17 protein-coding genes are annotated in these 19,589 nt (G+C 67.8%); 14 read left to right on the top strand and 3 right to left on the bottom strand.

Features of this window, described 5'->3' with window-relative positions; all coding sequences use genetic code 11:
- Positions 1–470: 470 nt before the first annotated feature.
- Positions 471–1,262 (bottom strand): crotonase/enoyl-CoA hydratase family protein, encoded by a 792-nt coding sequence (locus AC1DN0_RS27680; RefSeq protein ID WP_441636599.1) that lies wholly within the window; start codon positions 1,260–1,262, stop codon positions 471–473.
- A 200-nt stretch (positions 1,263–1,462) separates the two neighbouring features.
- Here AC1DN0_RS27680 and AC1DN0_RS27675 point away from each other — a divergent pair, with 200 nt between their 5' ends.
- From AC1DN0_RS27675 to AC1DN0_RS27650, 6 genes are all read left to right on the top strand, one after another.
- Positions 1,463–2,260: a PaaX family transcriptional regulator gene (locus AC1DN0_RS27675; protein ID WP_441636597.1), complete on the top strand. Its 798-nt coding sequence runs from the start codon at positions 1,463–1,465 to the stop codon at positions 2,258–2,260.
- A 201-nt stretch (positions 2,261–2,461) separates the two neighbouring features.
- Positions 2,462–3,910 carry a glucose-6-phosphate dehydrogenase gene (zwf, locus tag AC1DN0_RS27670; protein WP_441636601.1) on the top strand — a complete coding sequence of 483 codons (1,449 nt, stop codon included), beginning with the start codon at positions 2,462–2,464 and terminating at the stop codon, positions 3,908–3,910.
- 61 nt (positions 3,911–3,971) lie between these two features.
- On the top strand, positions 3,972–4,652 hold the full coding sequence (gene pgl / locus AC1DN0_RS27665; RefSeq protein WP_441636595.1) for a 6-phosphogluconolactonase: 681 nt from the start codon (positions 3,972–3,974) through the stop codon (positions 4,650–4,652).
- Between the two features lie 4 nt (positions 4,653–4,656).
- A complete protein-coding gene (gene glk, locus AC1DN0_RS27660; RefSeq protein WP_477101778.1) occupies positions 4,657–5,670 on the top strand; it encodes a glucokinase in 1,014 nt (337 codons plus the stop codon).
- A gap of 16 nt (positions 5,671–5,686) precedes the next feature.
- A complete protein-coding gene (locus AC1DN0_RS27655) occupies positions 5,687–6,403 on the top strand; it encodes a response regulator transcription factor (RefSeq protein WP_441636591.1) in 717 nt (238 codons plus the stop codon).
- Positions 6,403–7,758, top strand: a complete 1,356-nt coding sequence (locus AC1DN0_RS27650; RefSeq protein ID WP_441636589.1) for an ATP-binding protein — start codon at positions 6,403–6,405, stop codon at positions 7,756–7,758. Before AC1DN0_RS27655 ends, AC1DN0_RS27650 begins: the two co-directional genes overlap by 1 nt.
- 18 nt (positions 7,759–7,776) lie before the next feature.
- On the opposite strand, the gene AC1DN0_RS27645 is transcribed toward AC1DN0_RS27650, so the two are convergent.
- A complete protein-coding gene (locus AC1DN0_RS27645) occupies positions 7,777–8,712 on the bottom strand; it encodes a 2-hydroxyacid dehydrogenase (RefSeq protein WP_441636587.1) in 936 nt (311 codons plus the stop codon).
- Positions 8,713–8,978: 266 nt separating this feature from the next.
- Here AC1DN0_RS27645 and AC1DN0_RS27640 point away from each other — a divergent pair, with 266 nt between their 5' ends.
- The 3 genes from AC1DN0_RS27640 to AC1DN0_RS27630 all read left to right on the top strand — a co-directional run bounded on the left by AC1DN0_RS27640 (position 8,979) and on the right by AC1DN0_RS27630 (position 10,829).
- Positions 8,979–9,704 carry an SDR family oxidoreductase gene (locus AC1DN0_RS27640; RefSeq protein WP_441636585.1) on the top strand — a complete coding sequence of 242 codons (726 nt, stop codon included), beginning with the start codon at positions 8,979–8,981 and terminating at the stop codon, positions 9,702–9,704.
- A 126-nt stretch (positions 9,705–9,830) separates the two neighbouring features.
- The gene (locus AC1DN0_RS27635) at positions 9,831–10,220 is read left to right on the top strand and encodes a YfeK family protein (RefSeq protein WP_441636583.1); all 390 of its coding nucleotides are present in this window, start codon (positions 9,831–9,833) and stop codon (positions 10,218–10,220) included.
- 318 nt (positions 10,221–10,538) lie between these two features.
- A complete protein-coding gene (locus tag AC1DN0_RS27630; RefSeq protein ID WP_441636581.1) occupies positions 10,539–10,829 on the top strand; it encodes a hypothetical protein in 291 nt (96 codons plus the stop codon).
- A 76-nt stretch (positions 10,830–10,905) separates the two neighbouring features.
- On the opposite strand, the gene AC1DN0_RS27625 is transcribed toward AC1DN0_RS27630, so the two are convergent.
- Positions 10,906–12,312 (bottom strand): class II fumarate hydratase, encoded by a 1,407-nt coding sequence (locus tag AC1DN0_RS27625; RefSeq protein WP_441636579.1) that lies wholly within the window; start codon positions 12,310–12,312, stop codon positions 10,906–10,908.
- 577 nt (positions 12,313–12,889) lie between these two features.
- Between AC1DN0_RS27625 and bcsD the strand changes: the two genes are divergently transcribed.
- From bcsD to bcsB, 5 genes are all read left to right on the top strand, one after another.
- Positions 12,890–13,399 carry a cellulose biosynthesis protein BcsD gene (gene bcsD, locus AC1DN0_RS27620; protein ID WP_477101784.1) on the top strand — a complete coding sequence of 170 codons (510 nt, stop codon included), beginning with the start codon at positions 12,890–12,892 and terminating at the stop codon, positions 13,397–13,399.
- A gap of 69 nt (positions 13,400–13,468) precedes the next feature.
- Positions 13,469–14,107, top strand: a complete 639-nt coding sequence (gene bcsP / locus AC1DN0_RS27615) for a cellulose biosynthesis protein BcsP (RefSeq protein ID WP_477111972.1) — start codon at positions 13,469–13,471, stop codon at positions 14,105–14,107.
- Positions 14,104–14,877, top strand: a complete 774-nt coding sequence (gene bcsQ, locus AC1DN0_RS27610; RefSeq protein ID WP_035867614.1) for a cellulose biosynthesis protein BcsQ — start codon at positions 14,104–14,106, stop codon at positions 14,875–14,877. The genes bcsP and bcsQ overlap by 4 nt, the downstream gene beginning before the upstream one ends.
- Complete coding sequence (gene bcsA, locus AC1DN0_RS27605; RefSeq protein ID WP_477146157.1) at positions 14,874–17,129, top strand: UDP-forming cellulose synthase catalytic subunit; 2,256 nt, start codon at positions 14,874–14,876, stop codon at positions 17,127–17,129. The genes bcsQ and bcsA overlap by 4 nt, the downstream gene beginning before the upstream one ends.
- 88 nt (positions 17,130–17,217) lie before the next feature.
- The gene (gene bcsB, locus AC1DN0_RS27600) at positions 17,218–19,587 is read left to right on the top strand and encodes a cellulose biosynthesis cyclic di-GMP-binding regulatory protein BcsB (protein WP_477111970.1); all 2,370 of its coding nucleotides are present in this window, start codon (positions 17,218–17,220) and stop codon (positions 19,585–19,587) included.
- Positions 19,588–19,589: the final 2 nt, after the last annotated feature.

The raw sequence follows: 19,589 nt of genomic DNA, 5'->3' as shown, positions 1-19,589 counted from the left end.
CTTGGCACGGATGACTTTCTGTTCCTGAGTCATGGCGGACTCCTTGTGGATTCCGCCGCACACTGGCACTCTGGGCTACGCCCTTCGCACCGATGTGCGGCGGCATGGATAACCAACCACTGTCAGATTTAGTCTAGGCTATTACACCTTAAGGCGATGCTCAGACATGGCCCCCTCTTTTCCGCTCTTTTTGCCTGCCGACGAGGCGCCCCATACGGCCTGGTACACCTTGACGGCTCGCTTCGCATCGCGCTGGGGTGTGGACCGCCCTTGGGGGCGCTCCACACGGCTGCACCGAATCGTTGTCTGGTTGCTGCGCTCTTGTTTTGGTCCTCGGATATTGAAGGTTGGGGAACTCGCGCGAGTGAGATCTGGGCCATCTGGCTGTCTTATTGCTTACGCAGAAACGGGTACGCTTTGGTCGTCCGGGCTGCGTTTATCCCGGATTCGCGCGTGTATCGGTGCGTGTGTCAGCCGGTGAAATCGCCGTGCCGCCCGGCGCCGCCGACAAAGCGGGCGGCGCCCTGGATGCCTTCCTGGAAGACGATCGGCGCGCCACTGGCGCCTTCGGCTCGCAGGGCGTCGGCCAGCGGCAGGTCCCATTGCCCATAGGCGGAGGCGCGGTCCGTCAGCATGCAGCTTTGGGGAAAGGCGGCCAGTTCGTGCGCCAGCGCTTCGGCGGCGGCGCGGGCCTGGCCCGGCTCTACGAGGCGGTTGGCCAGTCCCATGGCCAGCGCTTCCTCGGCGGGCACGGCGCGGCCGGTGAGGATCAAGTCGAGCGCGCGGCCCATGCCGACGATGCGCGGCAGCCGTACCGTGCCGCCGTCGATCAGCGGCACGCCCCAGCGCCGGCAGAACACGCCGAAGACAGCGCCGCGCTCGGCCACGCGCAAGTCCGCCAGCAGCGCCAGTTCCAGCCCGCCCGCCACCGCATAGCCGCTGACCGCCGCGATCAGCGGCTTGGACAGGGCCAGCCGGCTCGGGCCCATCGGGCCCGCGCCGCCGCCTTGCGGATCGAGTTCGTGGCGCCGTGCGGGGTCGCCCACCGCCGACAGGTCGGCACCGCCGCAGAAATGGCCGCCCGCGCCCCACAGCACCGCCACGCGCAGGGCCGGGTCGGACTCGAAGTGCGCGAAGGACTCGCGCAGCGCCAGCGCCATGGGACCGTCCACGGCGTTGCGCTTGTCGGCGCGATCCAGAATGATGGTGAAGACCGGGCCGTCGCTTTCGGTCCTGACATACGGGTTGGGCTTAATATCCATGCTCGCGTCCTCGGTGCCTGGGATTGTTAACGTGCTTATCAAGTGGCGATGGGGTGTTGGTTAGGTGTTTTTCCAAATACCAAAATATTTCATAGAATGATATATATGTGGAATTAGAAGAAATATTTGTGGTTTACCCTTCACCGTTCACGCTGCCGACACTGCACTTCTTGCCGCCCTTATTGCCCCCGCTGCCGCTCATGCATGAAATAGAGATCCGCGAGCCCTCCGCCACCGACCTGGTGCTGGACCTGCTCTTCGGCCACCCGGAACGAACCCTGCCGGTGCAGGCGCTGGCGCGCGGCGCCGAGGTGATGGGCATCGGCACGCCCAGCGTGCGCGTGGCGCTGACGCGGCTGCAGCGCCAGGGCCGCATCGTCAAGACGGAGCGCGGCTGCTACGCGGTGCTGCCGGAGGGCAATCCGGTCTATGACGAGGTCGAGCACTGGTTTGAAAAGGAAAGCCGGCTGGAACACTGGGCGGGCGACTGGCTGGTGGTGCAGGACGCCGCAGTCGCGCGCAGCGAGAAGACCGCGTGGCGGCATCATGCGCGCGCGCTGGCGCTGTGCGGCTTCCGCACACTGGCGGCCGGCATCAATGTGCGCCCCGACAATCTCGCCGGCGGCGCCGTGGCGACGCGCTCGGCGCTGACCCGGCTGGGCATGGCCGGTGCCAGCCTGCTCTTCGTCGGCCGCGAGTTCGACGCCGATGCCGAAGCGCGCATGGAACAACTGTGGGACGTGCCGGCGCTGCAATCGGCCTACCGCCGCGCGCTGGCGCAGCTGGAGCGCAGCCAGTCCAAGCTGGCGCGCATGGCGCCCGACGCCGCCGCGCGCGAGACCATGCTGGTGGGCCGCGCCATCATCCGCGCCATCGTGCGCGATCCGCTGCTGCCCGAGGCCATCATGGACCCGGCGCCCCGCCGCGCCCTGATCGAGGCCACCCGCGCCTACCAGTTACAGGCGCGCGGCCTGTGGGTGACGCTGCTGGACGGCTGATCGCGGCCCGGTGCCCGCCGGGAGGCGTATGCGCACCATGCCTCGCCAAGCGGCGGCGACTCACGTAAACTGGCCGGAACTTATGCGGCGCATCGTGTCACTCAGTCAAGTGACGCGCACTGGCGTTGCCGGGACCTCACGGGCCCCGCCAGGTGCTTGCGCCGCATCTACGCTGGCCAAGACAAGGAGTACAGGGTGAGCATGCCCGATTTCGACATGGTGCTGTTCGGCGGCACCGGAGACCTGGCGCGGCGCAAGCTGCTGCCGGCGCTGTTCGATGCGCACCGGGCGGGTCTGCTGCACCCGAACGCGCGCATCCTTGCCACCGGCAGCCATCCCCTGACCACCGAGGACTATGTCGGCTCGCTGGAGCAAAGCGTGCGGCCCGGCCTTGAGCATGCGCCCCCGGAAACCTGGGCCAGTTTCCTGGCCCGCATCAGCTACGTGCAGGCGGATGCCCGCGAGCCGGCGCACTTCGATGCGCTGGCGCAGAAGGTCCTCCAGCGCGCGCCCGAAGTGGTGGTGTGCTATCTCGCCACGGGCCCGCACATCTTTGTGCCCATCTGCGAGCAACTGGCGCGTACGGGGCTCAATCATTCCAATGTCCGCATCGTGCTGGAGAAGCCGCTCGGGCACGACCTGCATTCTTCCGATGCGATCAACTCGGCGGTGGCGCGGTTCTTCGCCGAAGACCAGATCTATCGCATCGACCACTATCTCGGCAAGGAGTCGGTGCAGAACCTGATGGCGATCCGCTTCGGCAATGCGCTGTTCGAGCCCCTATGGCGCCGCGAATGGGTGCAGGACGTGCAGATCACCATCGCCGAGGAGCTTGGCGTGGAAACGCGCGGTGACTTCTACGACAGTACCGGCGCGCTGCGCGACATGGTGCAGAACCACCTGCTGCAATTGCTGTGCATGGTGGCGATGGAGCCGCCCACCAGCCTGTCCGAAGATGCTATCCGCGACGAGAAGATCAAGATACTCAAGGCACTCAAGCCCATCACGCCGCAGGACGTGGCCGAGAAGACCGTGCGCGGGCAGTATCGCGCCGGCGCGGTGGGCGGCAAGCCGGTGGTGGGCTACCTGGACGAGAAGGGCATCGCGCCCGACAGCCATACCGAGACCTTCGTCGCCATCAAGGCCGAGATCGCCAACTGGCGCTGGTCCGGCGTGCCGTTCTACCTGCGTACCGGCAAGCGCATGCAGTCGCGCGTGGCGGAGATCGTGATCCACTTCCGCGATGTGCCGCATGCGATCTTCCCGCGTCCGCTGACCCTGTCGCCGCAGAACCGGCTGGTGATCCGGCTGCAGCCCGAGGAGAGCATTCGCCTGTATTTCCTGGTCAAGCAGCCCGGCGATACCGTGGCGCTCACCGGGACCTCGCTTGACCTGGACTTCGCCAACTCCTTCAAGGTGCGGCGCGCCGGCGCCTACGAGCGCCTGCTGCTCGATGTCATCCGCGGGCGGCTGGGTTTGTTCGTGCGGCGCGACGAGCAGGCGCAGGCCTGGCGCTGGGTCGAACCCATCCTCGATACCTGGGCGGACAGCACCGTGCCGCCCAAGCCGTATACCGCCGGCACCTGGGGGCCGGCCGCTTCGTCCGCGCTGATGTCGCGCGACGGCTCGCTCTGGCACGAAGAGGTCTAGCCGCGGCTTTGTTTGCAGGTTCTTGCAAGCCTTGCCAACCATCACTCGAACAGGAGAAACCATGCGACGCTACGAACATACTTCCGAGGCGGACCTGGCCGAAGCGATGGCGATCTCGGTGGCCCACGCGCTGGAGACTGCCATCGGCGTAAACGGCTGGGCGGTGCTGGCGGTATCGGGCGGCCGCTCGCCGGTGCCGCTGTTCGAGCGCCTGCGCCACCGCACGATCCGCTGGGACGCTGTCACTGTCACGCTGGTCGACGAGCGCGTGGTGCCGCCGGACCATGACGACAGCAATGGCGCGCTGGTGCGCCGCCACCTGCTGCGCGAGGCCGCGGGCAAGGCGGCCTTCGTGCCGCTGGTGGCCGATGCCGCCGAGGTGGCCGATCCGGCGAGCGCGGTGGCGCGCCTGAATGCGGCCTGGCGGCAGCCCGACGTGGTGGTGCTGGGCATGGGCGAGGACGGCCACACCGCCTCGCTGTTTCCCGAGGCGCCCGAACTGCAGCAGGCGCTGGCCGACACGCAGCCGGGCTACCTGGTGACGCATCCGCGCGAGGCGCCGCACGCGCGCATCACGCTGAACCTGGCGGCGTTGCTGGCGGCCGACCGCGTTTTCCTGTCGTTCGCGGGGCCGGCCAAGGCAGCCGTGTTCGCCAGCGCCTGCAAGGGGCCCACGCCGGCGCTGCCCGTCAGCCTGGTGCTGAGCCGGCATCGCCACGGCACCGATGTCTTCTCGGCCTGACGCCATGCAAGGCTATCCGCGCTTGCTGGGCGATGTCGGCGGCACCAATGTGCGCTTCGCGCTGGAGACCGCGCCGCAGCGCATCGGCCCCGTGACCGCGCTCAAGGTGGCGGATTTCCCCTCGCTTGAGGCTGCCATGCTGCACTACCTCGGCGGGCTGCCGCCCGGCAGCGCCAGGCCGCGCTACGCGGCGGTCGGCCTTGCCAATCCCGTGACCGGCGATCGCGTCAAGCTGACCAATCACGCCTGGGCGTTTTCCATTTCTGAGATGCAGCGCTCGCTCGGCTTCGACCTGCTGCTCGCGATCAACGACTTCACCGCGCTGGCGCTGGGTCTGCAACACCTCGGCGAGCAGGACCTGACGCTATTGCGCCCGGGCACCGCCGTGGCCGGCGCGCCGCGCGCGCTGGTCGGGCCCGGCACCGGCCTGGGTGTGTCCGGACTGGTGCCGGCGCGCTCGGGCCCGGCCGTGGCGCTGGCCGGCGAGGGCGGGCATATCGAGCTGATGCCGGAGACCGAAGACGAATGGACCGCCTGGCGCGCGGCCCACCAGGCCTTCGGGCGCGTCTCCGCGGAACGTCTTTTGTCGGGCATGGGACTGTCGCTGACACACGCCGCGCTGCACGCAGAAACGGGTACGCCCCTGGCGCGGCAGCTCGCACCGGCGCAGGTAACGGAAGGCGCGCTCCACCGGCACGACCCGGTCTGCGAGCGCGCGCTCGCCGTGTTCTGCGGCCTGCTGGGGTCCGTGACGGCCGATATTGCGCTGGTGCTCGGCGCGCGCGGCGGCGTCTACCTGGGCGGCGGCATCCTGCCGCGCTTCGTGCCCGCGCTGCGGGCGTCTGCCTTCAACGCGCGGTTTGCCGCGAAGGGCCGCATGCGCGCCTACCTGGAAAACCTGCCGGTTTACGTGATCACCGCCGGCTTCCCGGCCCTGCCAGGACTGGCGCAGGCGCTGGCCGAGGCGATGGCTCACGGACTCCCCGACGCACAATCCAATCCAACCAGGCCAGCCTGAACCGGAAGAACTGACAATGCGAGTGCTGCTGGTGGAAGACGACGCCATGATCGGCGATAGCGTGAAGCTGGCGCTGCGCCAGGAAGGCTTCGCGGTGGACTGGGTACAGGATGGCGAGGCTGGCCTTGCCGCCGCCACCCAGTCGGGCGGACCGGACGGCGAAGCCTGCTACGCGCTGATCCTGCTCGATCTCGGCCTGCCCCGCCGCTCCGGCCTGGAGGTGCTGGCCGCGCTGCGCGCGCGTGGCGTGAACACGCCGGTGCTGATCCTGACCGCGCGCGACGCGGTGGCCGATCGCGTCGCGGGCCTCAATGCCGGCGCCGACGATTACCTCGTCAAGCCCTTCGACCTGCAGGAACTGGCCGCGCGCATGCATGCGCTGATGCGCCGCGCCGAAGGCCGCGCGGAGCCGCTGCTGCGCTATGGCGGCATCGTGATCAACCCCGTCACCCGCGAAGTCACGCTCGACGGCGAGCCGGTGCGCTTGTCGGCGCGCGAGTTCGGCTTGCTGTCCGCGCTGCTGGCGCGGCCCGGCAAGGTGTGGTCGGTGGCGCAGCTCGAAGAGCGCCTGTACGGCTGGGGCGACGAAGTGGGCAGCAACACGGTGGAGGTCTACATCCACGCGCTGCGCAAGAAATTCGGCGCGGCGCTGATCCGCAATATCCGCGGCGTGGGCTATGTGGTGCCGAAGCTGGAGGACGGCGCGCCGTCTTCGTCCGGGAGCGCGGGCTGATGCGTTCCATCCAGAGAACCCTGCTGTGGTGGCTGGCGCTGGGCCTGCTGGCCGGCATTGCCATTGCCACCTTGCTGATCTATGGCCAGGCCCGGCAAGAAGCCAATGCGCTGTTCGATTACCAGATGAAGCAGGTAGCCGCCGCGCTGCCCAGCCAGTTCGCCAATCCGGTCACGCCGTTGTTTACGCCGCCGGAGCCGCCCGGCGGCAGCCTGTTCCATGCGGACGAGGACGTGGTGATCCATATCTGGGACGGCTCGGGGCGCAGCCTCTATCTCTCGCACACGCATCCGGCCCTGCCGCCGCGGGCCGAGCTGGGCTTCTCTAATGTCAGGACCGACGAAGGCGAATGGCGCATCTACAGCGTGCAGCTCGGGCCTGCCGTGGTGCAGATCGCCCAGCCCATGTCGGCGCGCAGCCAGGTGGCCGCGCGCATGGCGTTGCGTACTGTGGCGCCGTTGCTGTTGCTGCTGCCGCTGATCGGCTGGGTGGTCTGGCTTGCCGTGGGGCGTGGCTTGCGGCCCTTGCGGGAGATCGCCGCCGGGGTGCGACAGCGCGACATCAATGCTCTGGCGCCGCTGGCCGTCAGCAGCATGCCCGACGAGATAGCGCCCCTGACCGAGGCGCTCAACCAGTTGCTGGCGCGGCTGTCGCACGCCATTGATACCCAGCGTGCCTTCGTCGCCGACGCCGCGCACGCGCTGCGCACGCCGCTTGCGGCGCTGCAACTGCAAGCCCAGCTGGTGGAGCGCGCCGACACGGCCGAGGCACGCCAGGAGGCCGTGCGCAAGCTGCGTCAGGGGCTGGAGCGGTTGACGCATCTGGTGGCCCAGTTGTTGACGCTGGCGCGCCAGGAGCCAGGCGCCGCGGCGCCGCCGCATGAGCCGGTGGACCTGCGCGCGCTGGCGCAAGACGTGGTGGCCGAGATGACCCAGGCCGCGCTCGATCGCCAGATCGACCTGGGGCTGGATGCCGGCGCGGATGCCGGGCCGGCTATCGTGCGCGGCGATGCGGATGCGCTGCGCATCCTGCTGACCAACCTGGTCGACAACGCGCTGCGCTACGTGCCGGCCGGCGGCAAGATCGATGTGCAGGCCTGCCGCGTGAAGGCCGTGGCGGCCGGCGCGGCCGCGGACACGGTGCAACTCGTGGTGCGCGATGACGGTCCGGGGATTCCGGCCGCCGAGCGCGCGCGCGTGTTCGACCGCTTCTACCGTGTGCCGGAAGCCCCCACCGGAGGCAGCGGGCTGGGTCTGGCCATTGTGGCGGAGATCGCGCAATCGCACGGCGCGCGCGTCGCGCTGGAAGACGCGGCGCCGGGGCTGCGCGTACGGGTGGAATTTCCCGCGGGCTGAATCGCGCCGCCTCCCGTATCAGCCTACCGGCGTGAGTACCGGCTCCCCGGCAAAGTGCAGCCGGCTGTTCTCCAGGAACTGCCGCACCGATGCCGCGATGGCTTGCGGCGACCAGCCCGCCATGTGCGGGGTCAGGACCACATTGGGGCAGTCGAACAATTCGGCCGGCGGCTCGGGCTCGGTCTCGTACACGTCGAGCCCGGCGCCGCCGAGCTTGCCTGCGCGCAGGGCGTCGGCCAGTGCCGCGGTGTCGAGCACGCTGCCGCGCGCGATATTGACCACGAAGCCGCCCGGGCCGAGCCGGGCCAGCACCCCGGCGTCGACCAGGTGCCGGGTGCCGGAGCCGCCGGGCGTTGCGATCACCAGGTAGTCGGCCCATTCGGCCAGCGCGCCAGGCGTATCGAAATAGCGGAACGGCGCATCGCCGCGCGGCGTGCGGTTGTGATAGCCCACTTCCAGGTCGAAGCCCAGCCCGCGCTGCGCGATGCGCCGCCCGATGGTGCCCAGGCCAAGGATGCCCAGGCGCTTGCCCGACACATTGGGGCGCAGCGGCAACGCGGTGCGCCACTTGCCGGCGCGGGTGGCCTGGTCCAGCACCGGTATGGCGCGCACGCTGGCCAGCAGCAGCGCCATGGCGTGGTCCGCCACGCAGCTGTCGTTGGTGCCGGCGCCGTTGGCGACCGTGATGCCGCGCGCCCGCGCATGGGCCACGGCGATGTTCTCGTAGCCGGCGCCCAGCGCGCACACCAGCTCCAGCGCGGGCATGGCGTCGATTTCGGCGGCGGTTAGGCCCGCCGAGCCGATCGTCAGCACCGCGCGTACGCTGGCGCCGGTCTCCTTGATCTGGGTGGTGCGGCTGGCGCTGTCGGGCGCGTAGCGTACCTCGTATTGTTCGGCAATCCAGGAAAGGTGTTCGGTGCTGACGTGGCTGAGGACGAGCAGGAGCGGCTTCATGTTGGGCGGGATGTTCTGGGACCGCCGGCGACGGGCGGAAAGAGGGCGGCTGGCTCCAGGGGCGGGGCCTAAGCTGCACCGCGGCATTGTAGCGGCGCTGCGCCAGGCTTGCCGGCGCGGGGCGGATGGGGGCCGATTATCAAATTTCCGCCAAGAGTGCTTCCAATCCAGGGTGGATGATCGGACGGCGCCGCATGATCATAATGACCGGAACGGAGGAGGCCTTCCCTTCTCCCTCATCGGTTGACGATTAAAGGAGTCTTGCCATGTTCCCCGATTTCGAGGATGCCAGGGTGCTGGTGGTTGGCGGCAGTTCCGGCATCGGCCTGGCCACGGCCACCGCTTTTGCCGCCCGCGGCGCGAACGTCACCATTGCCTCGCGCTCGCGGGACAAGGTCGATGCCGCCGTGCGGGGCCTGGCTGGCAGCGCAGGCACGGTGACGGGCGCCACGCTGGACATCACCGACGACGCCAGCGTGGCGCAATTCATGAGCACCGCCGAACCGTGGGACCACGTGGTGATCTCCGCCGCGCAAACGCCGACCGGCCCGGTGCGCCAGTTGCCGCTGGCCGACGCTTATGCCGCGATGGACAGCAAGTTTTGGGGCGCCTACCGCGTGGCGCGCGCAGTGCCGATTCGCGCGCGGGGCTCGCTGACGATGGTGTCCGGCTTCCTGGGCGTGCGCCCGAGCAAGGCCTCGGTGCTGCAGGGTGCGATCAATGCCGCGCTGGACGCGCTGGGCCGCGGGCTGGCGCTGGAGTTGTCGCCGGTGCGCGTCAATACCGTGTCTCCGGGCCTGATCGCCACGCCGTTGTGGGACAAGCTCGACGGCGCCGCGCGCCAGGCCATGTACGAGAGCGTGGCCGCGCGCCTGCCGGCGCAGCGCATCGGCCAGCCCGAGGATGTGGCGCAGGCCATCCTCTACCTGGCCGGTACGGGGTTTGCGACGGGTTCGACGGTGCTGGTGGATGGCGGCGGCGCCATCGGCTGAGCCTCGCACCGAGGCGCCGAACGCACGCAGAAACGGGTACGCTTTGCCGCCGGGACGGCCCGGCATGACTTGAAGTGGTTGAGGAATGCCGTTCTAATGCGGCGGATGCGACTTCCTGGTCCCCCAATGAAACCTGCCTTCCTGTCTGCCTTGTTGTTAGCCACTGCTCTGGCGATCCCGGCCGCCCCCGCGGCGGCGGCCGCGCCGTCCCCTGCGACGCAGGCTGAGGTGAGCCACCTGTTCTCCTATCTCGCCGGCTCGAATTGCCAGTTCAACCGCAACGGCAGCTGGTATTCCGCGCCAGACGCGGCCGCTCACCTGAAGAAGAAATACGACTACCTCGCCGACAAGGGCGCCGTCACCACTAGCGAACGCTTCATCGAGCTGGGGGCTAGCAAGAGCAGCGTCAGCGGCAAGCCCTACCTGGTGAAGTGCGGCCAGGCGCAGCCGGTGGAGAGCGGCCCCTGGCTGGGCGCCGAACTCGCACGCTATCGCCAGAAGGCGGCGGGCAAGTAGGCCTGGCCGGACCGGCGCGCCGACCGTCGGCAAGACGCTTTTCCGGCGCTTGCGGGCGCGTTTGCAGGTGCGCAGAAACGGGTACGCTTTTGCATTCCGGCACGCCGGACCGGATCGTGCGGCTGTGTCAGACAGTTACCTATGGCGGCTCGGCATTCGCCGCACCATACTTCCCCTCGGACGGTACCCCAGGCGTATCGGCCAATGTGTCCTCAAGGCCCGGCGCGCTACCTGCCGCGCGGGGTTCCTCTCAGGCGCATGTGATGCCGGTCCAGGCATGGTTTATCCAGGCGGCAGGTTTGGCTAAGGAGACTCCGGATGCAGACCGTCATATCCCATCACGAAAGCGAAAACCAAAACGAGAGCGAAAGCAGTCGCGTGCCGGCCGCCACCTGGCGCCGGCTGACGCACCGGGCCGGCGTGGCCGTGGCGGTCTGCAGTGCCCTCGCGGCGCTGGGCTGGATTGCCTGGATCTGCTGGCGGCTGGTCGGCGTGGGTTCGCCAGGCAGCATGAGCTTTGTCGACGCCTTGGTGGTCCTGGTGATGCTGGTGTTCACCTGTGGCGCTGCCGTGGCCGTCTGCGCCGTGTGCGAAATGGGGCAGCGCTGAGCCGGCGGGCCGGCCTGATTTCGCCACGATAGCCGGGCACTTTGCACCGGACGGGGCGCATGGGCGGCGTGGCACCTCAGGTTTCCTGCGTCATCCCGCTCAGGTCTATCCATGCTTCGAACTGGGCCTCGGTAACATGGCCCGACGCCAGTGCCGCCTCGCGCAGCGACAGGTTCCGCCTGACCGCCAGGCTGGCAATCTCGGCGGCGCGGTCGTAGCCGATGTGCGGATTGAGCGCGGTTACTGGCATCAGCGAGCGCGCCAGCAGTTCGGCGATGCGCTCGCGATCCGGTTCCACGCCTTCCACCATGTGCGTGGCAAAGCTCGCGGTGGCGTCGGCCAGCAACGTGACCGATTGCAGCAGGCTGTACGCAATCACCGGTTTGTAGGCGTTGAGCTCCAGCGTGCCAAGCCCGTTGGCCAGCGTGATGGCGGTATGGTTGCCGATCACCCGGCAGCACACCATGGCCAGCGCTTCGGCCTGGGTCGGGTTGACCTTCCCCGGCATGATCGAGGAGCCCGGTTCGTTGGCCGGCAGCACCAGTTCGGCAAGACCGGCGCGCGGGCCGGACCCAAGCAGCATGAAATCGCGCGCGATCTTCAGGAAGGACGACGCCGTGGTGTTGAGCGCGCCCGACAGGTCGGCCAGCGCATCGTGCGAGGCCTGCAACGCGTACCGGTTGGGCGCGGGCTCGAACGGCAGGCCGGTGAAGTCGGCCAGCGCGCGCGCGAACACGGCGGCAAAGCCATGCGGCGCATTGAGTCCGGTGCCCACCGCCGTGCCGCCCTGGGGCACCGGCATGGCGCGCAGCATGGCATGCTGCAGGCGCGACTGGGCATCGCCCACCTGGGCCTCGTAGCCGGAGAATTCCTGGCCGAGCGTCAGCGGCACGGCGTCCTGCAAGTGCGTGCGGCCCACTTTGACGATGTCGGCGAAGGCGTCCACCTTGCGCCCGAAAGCCTGCCGCAAGGTCTCCAGCGCAGGCAGCAACAGCAACTGGATCGTGCGGGCGGCGGCGATATGCATCGCGGTGGGAAAGCTGTCGTTGGAAGACTGGCTGGCGTTGACGTGATCGTTGGGATGCACCGGCTTCCTTGAGCCCGGCTCGCCGCCGAGCAGCTGGATCGCACGGTTGGCAATCACCTCGTTCAGGTTCATGTTGGTCTGGGTGCCGGAACCCGTCTGCCAGACCGAGAGCGGGAATTCGTCCGGCCATTTGCCGGCGATGACCTCCTGCGCCGCCTGTTCGATGGCATGGGCCAGTTCGGGCTTGAGCACGCCCAGTTCGCGGTTGGCGCGGGCCGCGCAGAGCTTGAGGATGGCAAAAGCTTCGATCAGCGCCGGCGGCATTTTCTCGGTGCCGATGCGGAAGTTCTGGCGCGAACGCTCGGTCTGCGCCCCCCACAGGTGCCCGGCCGGCACCGGCACGTCGCCAAGGCTGTCCTTTTCGATCCGGGTGGCGGCTGGCTTGCGCTCGGACATGGCATTCTCCTGTTCGGTCGGCGGACGGCTCCGAAAAAGATCCTGGCTTTGCCGCGCCGGCTGGAAGTGCAATGCGTCCTGGCCGCAGCGGCGGGTTGCGGGCTCAGGCCTTTAGAATACGCCGCGCCGCCGCGGTTCGTTGTCCGCAGGCATGAATGTCAATCCCCGTATGCGGGGAAAAAATACACAAGGGAGCCGCTTATTTCGCTCCTTGTTTTATAGAAGCAAGCATAAATTCCATGCAAACGCTAAATGTCGGGACAACTCGCGTTGCGCCCCGGACCTGCCGGCCTGCGTCGCGGGCCGGCGCGGCGAAAGCTGTCGCATATCCCCGCTTGTGGAGGGGGAGGGTTCACGCCGAAGCCGGAAGCTGTCAGTCTGTCGACGCCCGTCCGCCCCGGCCGGCCAGTCTGTTGGGGCGGAGTGGCTGATAACACATTTCAACCTGCATGGTGTGATCGTAGGGCATCTTTTTTTGCGAGCTCACGGAGCTGCATGTTGCACGGATGAAACATGGCCGGCCGACGGACTATTGTTGCGCACGAAGCATTTGCGGATAAGCCCGGGCGGTAACAAAATGGGCTTCAACAATAAATATATTTTCGGTGAGTATTTAAAACAGGAACTCGGGGTGAATCAAGCGATTCTTCAGTATTTGACTGAGCGCCATTGCTCATCGCAATGGCGTGACGTCTTGTCAGCGTTGGGCGAGGAACTGGCGGAAAGCATGGATCCGGCGAGCCTGCGCGCCGTCATGTGGCGCGTCGGTGCGCGTTTTGCTCAACGATTCGACCCGGGCGAGTGCGCCACGCTCGCCGAACTGGAACGGGCCATTGCCCAAATCTGGCTGGACGTGGACTGGGGCTGGACCAGCATCGAGGATGCTGGCGGCGCCCTGGTGATCCGGCACTACTGCGCACCGCTGAAGGCGGCGCTCGGAGACGCTGCCGACGACTGGTCACCGGCGTTCCTGGAGGGGGCGTACCAACACTGGTTTCGTATGCTTGGCTCGTCCGAGGCCCTGCGGGTCAGCCAGAGTACGCCGATTGATCCCACCGGATGCGTTGAATTCCGGTTTGGGCGTTGAGGTGCTGCGGTGGTTTGCCGCAGGTCCGCCCCGGCGCACCGCCCTCCATCCTTGCGTGAGTGAGATGCCATGAGTCAATCCGACGATTTGTCCAAGCTGTTCCAACGCTTCGGCGGCAGGACGGAGACGTACAAAGAGATTGTGCGCGAAGACGCCGCGGCGCAAGCGCGCGAGCGCTGGCCGCTGCTGTCGGCTATGCGCGTCGACCGCGCCGCCGTGGTGCCGGCAGTCCAGCCCGCGATGCCGCCCGGGCATGAATTTGCCCGCCCGGCAGCGGAGCCGGCCGCATCGCCCGCGCCACTGTGGCGGGCCGCGGTGCCCGCCAGCGAGCCGCGGCCGGCCGCGGGGCCGGTCCGCGAAAATGTGGGGCATGAAGCGCCTTCGGCCGTGAACACGGCAGTCTCCGGGATGGAGCCCCGATTCCGCACGCCGGAAGGCATGGCGCCTCTGGCGCCGGCCGCGAGGCCGCTCACGCCTGCCGCGCCGGCGCAGGCAATCCCTGCCGCACCGGCAGCGGTGTCAGGCCCCGCGATTCCCGCACCGCAGCAAAGCAGCTTGTGGGCGCCGGTGGATCCGAACCACACCCCCGGCACCGGCACGGAACTGAACAAGGTATTCGCGCGGCTTGAAGGCCGCAAGGAACCAGGCGCAACCAGCGAGCGCGCGCCGGCGCGCCGCTCCTTTCTTGATCGGCTGAATCGCTCGTGAAGATCATTGCTGTAGTTTCGGCCAAGGGCGGCGTGGGCAAGACCACGTTGTCGGCCAACCTGGCCGAAGCGCTTGCCGTTGCCGGCGAGAATGTACTTGCCGTCGACCTGGATCCGCAGAATGCCCTGCGCCTGCACTTCGGCATGCCGCCACAGGAGGTCGCGGGCCATGCGCGGGCGACCCTGGCTGGCGAAGCCTGGCAGCAGAGCATGTACAAAGGCCGTTCGCGCGTGCTGGTGGTGCCGTTCGGCGCGCTGAACGAGGCGGACCGCTCCGCGTTTGAAGCGCACCTGGCCACCCACCCGGGCTGGCTGCGCACCGAGCTTGCCGCGCTGGGCCTGGGTCGCGATGACGTGGTCGTGATCGATACGCCGCCCGGTCCGTCGCCTTACATGCGACAGGTGCTGTCGTGTGCGCGGCTGTGCGTGATGGTGTCGCTGCCGGATGCGGCGTCCTACGCCACGCTGCCCCTGATGGAAGACCTGATCCGCACCTATTGCGAGGGCCGGCCGGATTTCCTGGGCCACGTGCTGGTGATCAACCAGGTCGACGTGAGCCGCCAGCTCGGCAAGGACGTGGTGCAGGTGCTGCGCGCCCAGCTCGGCGAGCGCGTGCTGGGCGTGATCCACCAGGACCAGGCCGTGGCCGAGGCGCTTGCCTACGATCGCAGCGTGCTTGAATACAACCCTCACAGCCAGGCCACGCACGACCTGCAGCGCTGCGCTGCGTGGATACGGAAAGCGTTGGCCGCCCACGGAGAAGCCGCGTGAAGCCAGCCAAGGCAATAGCCACTGCCGCGCCCAAGAGCGCGCGGGCCAAAGGCAAGGACCAGAACCAGGACCAGGACAAGCCCAACGGGCTGTCGTCCCTATTGCAGCGGTTCGGCACGACTTTCGTCGAGCTTCCCTTGTGGGACAGTGCCCCTGCGCGGTGGCTTGCGCTGCTGTGCGGCCTGGCCATGTTTGCGCTGGTGGTCACCGTGCCGCTGGATTTCTGGCAGCAGGTCGGGTTTGCCGCGGTGTGCTTCGCGCTGGCGGTGTGGCTGAACAAGGTCAAGGGGCACCTTGCCACCCTGATGATGGTGGTGCTGTCGATCGCGGCTTCCAGCCGCTATATGTACTGGCGGCTGACCGAAACCGTGGGGCTGGGTGGCTGGTTCGACGCCGCCTTCGGCATCGGCCTGGTGCTGGCCGAGCTTTACGCTTTCGTGGTGCTGATGCTGGGCTACTTCCAGACCGCCTGGCCGCTCAAGCGCCGCCCGGTTCCGATGCCTGCGGACGTCGCCAGCTGGCCCACCGTGGATATCTTCATCCCCACCTACAACGAACCGCTGTCGGTGGTGAAGCCGACGGTGTTCGCCGCCATGTCGCTGGACTGGCCGCGAGACAAGATCAACGTCTACGTGCTGGACGACGGACGGCGCGATGAATTCCGCGAATTTTGCGAGAAGGTCGGCGTCACCCACATCACGCGCAACCACAACCGCCACGCCAAGGCCGGCAATATCAACGAAGCGCTCAAGAGCACGCACGGCGAGTATGTGGCGATCTTCGATTGCGACCACATTCCCACGCGGTCCTTCCTGCAGATCTGCATGGGCTGGTTCATCAAGGACCGCAAGTTGGCCATGCTGCAGACGCCGCACTATTTCTTCTCGCCCGATCCGTTCGAGAAGAACCTGCACACCTTCCAGGAGGTGCCTAACGAGGGCGAGCTGTTCTATGGCCTGGTGCAGGACGGCAACGACTTGTGGGACGCCACCTTCTTCTGCGGTTCGTGCGCCATCATCCGCCGCGCGCCGCTGCTGGAAGTGGGCGGCATCGCAGTGGAAACCGTGACCGAGGACGCCCACACCGCGCTCAAGCTGCACCGCAAGGGCTACGGTACCGCCTACCTGGCGATCCCTCAGGCCGCGGGGCTGGCCACGGAGAGCCTGTCCGGGCACGTGGGCCAGCGCATCCGCTGGGCGCGCGGGATGGCGCAGATCTGCCGGGTCGACAATCCGCTGTTCGGGCCCGGGCTGTCGCTGCCGCAGCGGCTGTGCTACCTGAACGCCATGCTGCACTTCTTCTACGGCCTGCCGCGGCTGGTGTTCCTGACCGCGCCGCTGGCCTACCTGCTGTTCGGCGCCCACGTGATCCAGGCCTCGGCGCTGACCATCGCGATCTTTGCGCTGCCCCACCTGTTGCACGCGAACATGACCAACTCGCGCATCCAGGGCAAGTTCCGGCATTCGTTCTGGAACGAGGTCTACGAATCCGTGCTGGCCTGGTACATCATGCGTCCCGTGCTGGTGGCCTTCGTCAACCCCGCGGCCGGCAAGTTCAACGTGACGCCGAAGGGCGGGGTGATCGAGGAAGCCTACTTCGACTGGGTGATATCACGGCCCTACCTGGTGCTGCTGCTGTTCAACCTGCTGGGCGTGGTGGTGGGTTTCCTGCGGCTGTTCCTGTGGAATCAGTTCGAGGCCACCACGGTCGTGCTCAACCTGATCTGGACGTTCTACAACCTGATCATCCTTGGTGCCTCCATCGCTGTCGCCAGCGAGACGCGCCAGATCCGCGTGGCGCACCGGGTTGCGATGARGCTGCCCGCCACGCTCCATTTCGCCGATGGCCGCGCGCTGGTGTGCGAAACCATCGACTTTGCCGAAGGCGGCATCGGCATGCRGCTGCCGCCGGGCATGAAGGCCACCGTGGGCGAGCCGGTGCAGATATCGCTTTACCTGCAGGACGACGAACACATATTCCCCGCCAAGGTGGTGTTCCAGGGCGAGACGCACACTGGCCTGGAACTGGCGGAGATGAGTCCGCGCGAGGAACTGGCCTTCGTGCAATGCACCTTCGCGCGTGCCGACGCGTGGATCGATTCCTGGGGCCGCAAGCGTGTGGATGCGCCGGGGCTGGCCGCCGGCCAGATCCTGCGCATCGGCCTGCTCGGTTTCCATAATGTGATGTTCCACCTGGGCCGAGAAATGCGCCGCCTGCTGCGGCGGCCCGAACCTGGCGCCTCCGCAAACTGATTGGCCTGAGCGGCCCACGTGCCGCTTCCCCGCCCCATGGGGAGCGGCGATCTGACCACGCACCGGACCACTGGCAAGAAAGAAGAGAATGCGTTTGACCAAGACACCACGCCTGCCCGCACGCTTGTCCACAAGGCCACCCGCGCGCTTGCCAGCATTGACCCGCCTGGGTGCGCTGCTCGCGCTCGCCATGCTGACGGTCAACCCGGCTGGCGCCCAGCGCGCCGGCGTGCCCGATGCCACACGTGACGCCGTAGCGGCGCAGGCGCCTGCCGCCAGCGCCGCGCAGGCCGCCACGGGCGCGCCCCGCAGCGGCGCGCGCACCCTCCAGCTCACRCTCAAGCAACTGGGCGCCACCGCGCCCTTCCAGTTGCGCGGCGTGGACGCCATCAATGGCGTGCCGTTCTCGGTCCGCGCCGACGAGATCGTGACCTCGGCCCGGCTCAAGTTGCGATACACCTATTCGCCCGCGCTGATACCGGCGCTGTCGCATATCAACGTGATGGTCAACGGCGAGGTCGCCGGTACCGTACCGGTGCCCAAGGAGACCGCTGGCACCAGCCTGGAGCGCGAGGTGCCGATCGATCCGCGGCTGATCTCCGAGTTCAACCGCCTCAACCTGCAACTGATCGGCCACTACACCACCGACTGCGAGGATCCTTTCCACTCCAGCCTGTGGGCCACCGTCGGCAATAGCAGCGTGCTGGAACTCACGCTGACGCCGCTGGCACTGGCCAACGAGCTGTCGCTGCTGCCGCTGCCGTTCTTCGATCGCCGCGACGTCGGCCGCCTCAGGCTGCCCTTCGTATTCGCCGGCGCGCCGTCGCTGGCCACGCTGGAAGCGGCGGGAACCGTCTCGTCGTGGTTCGGCGCGCTGGCCGGCTATCGCGGCGCATCGTTTGCCGCCACGCTGAACCAGGTGCCGGCCAAAGGCAATGCGGTGGTGTTCGCTACCAACGAGGAAAAGCCAGCGGGCGTGCAGGTGCCCGCCATCAACGGGCCGTCGATCGCGGTGGTGCCCAATCCGGGCGATGCCAACGCCAAGCTGCTGCTGGTGATGGGGCGCGACAGCGCCGAGTTGAAGACCGCGGCGCGAGCGCTCACGCTCGGCGCCCGCGCGCTGTCGGGGCAGAGTGCCACCATCAACAAGCTCGAAGACGTGGCGCCGCGCGTGCCCTACGACGCGCCGAACTGGATCCGCAGCGACCGGCCGGTGCGTTTCGGCGAACTCGCCGAAGTGCGCGACCTCAACGTCTCGGGCTACAACCCCGACCTTGTGCGCGTGAATTTCCGCCTGCCGCCCGACCTGTTCGGCTGGCGCACCAAGGGCATCCCGATCGACCTGAAGTACCGCTATACGCCGCGCCCGGTGGTGGATAAGTCCACGCTCAATATCAACGTCAGCAACCAGTTCCTGCGTGCCTATCCGCTACGCTCGGTGAAGAACCAGGATGGCCGCGCCAGCCAGTTGCTGGCCAAGGTGCTGCCGGATGGCTCGGTGCCGGTCAGCGAACACATCGACCTGCCGCTGTTCATGCTGCCCGCGCACTCGCAGTTGCAGTTCCACTTCTATTACGACTATCTCAAGCAGGGTGCCTGCAAGGACGTGCTGCTCGACAACGTCAAGGGCGCCATCGATCCGGATTCGACCCTCAACATCTCCGGACTGCCGCACTTTATCGCGCTGCCCGACCTGGCGGTGTTCGGCAACAGCGGCTTCCCGTTCACGCGGATGGCCGATCTGTCCGAGACCGCGGTGATTCTGCCGGACAATCCGGCCGCCGAGGACTATTCGACCTATCTCACGCTGATGGGGCGCATGGGTGAGTCCACCGGCTATCCCGCTACCGGCGTGGCCGTGAGCGTAGCGGCGCAGGTCGACAAGCAGTCCGCGCGCGATCTGCTGGTGATCGGCACCACGCAGAGCCAGCCGCTGTTCACGCAGTGGGCCGAGCGCATGCCGGTGTCGCTGGGGGGCAATGAAAAGCGCTTCTCGCTGACGGATATTGTCTCGACCGTAGCAGGCTGGTGGAACGGCGCGGACGGCACGCGCAACCGTTCGCTGGAAGCACGGATGTCGATCAGCAGCGCCAGCACCGACGCCGCGCTCAGCGCCTTCGAGTCGCCGCTGGCGTCCGGGCGCAGCGTGGTCGCGGTCACCAGCAACGCGCCGCAAGGCTTGCTGGCGATGACGGAGGTACTGCTCGATCCCGACCAGGTCGCCAACGTGCAGGGCAGCCTGGCCCTGGTGCGCGGCAAGGAGATCGACAGCCTGGCGGCCCAGCAGAACTACTACGTGGGCAAGCTGCCGCCCTGGACCTATGTGCAGTGGTGGCTCTCGCAGCGGCCCCTGGCCATGGTGCTGATGATCGGCGGGTCCGCGCTGCTGCTGGCCGCCTTGCTCTTCCTGTCGCTGCGGGCACGCGCGGCCCGCCGCAAGCGGGGAGAAGACAAGTGAGC

This window comes from Cupriavidus sp. 05N39, assembly GCF_056397325.1.
Note: the sequence above shows the minus strand (reverse complement) of the source record. Positions and strands in the feature narration are given on the sequence as shown.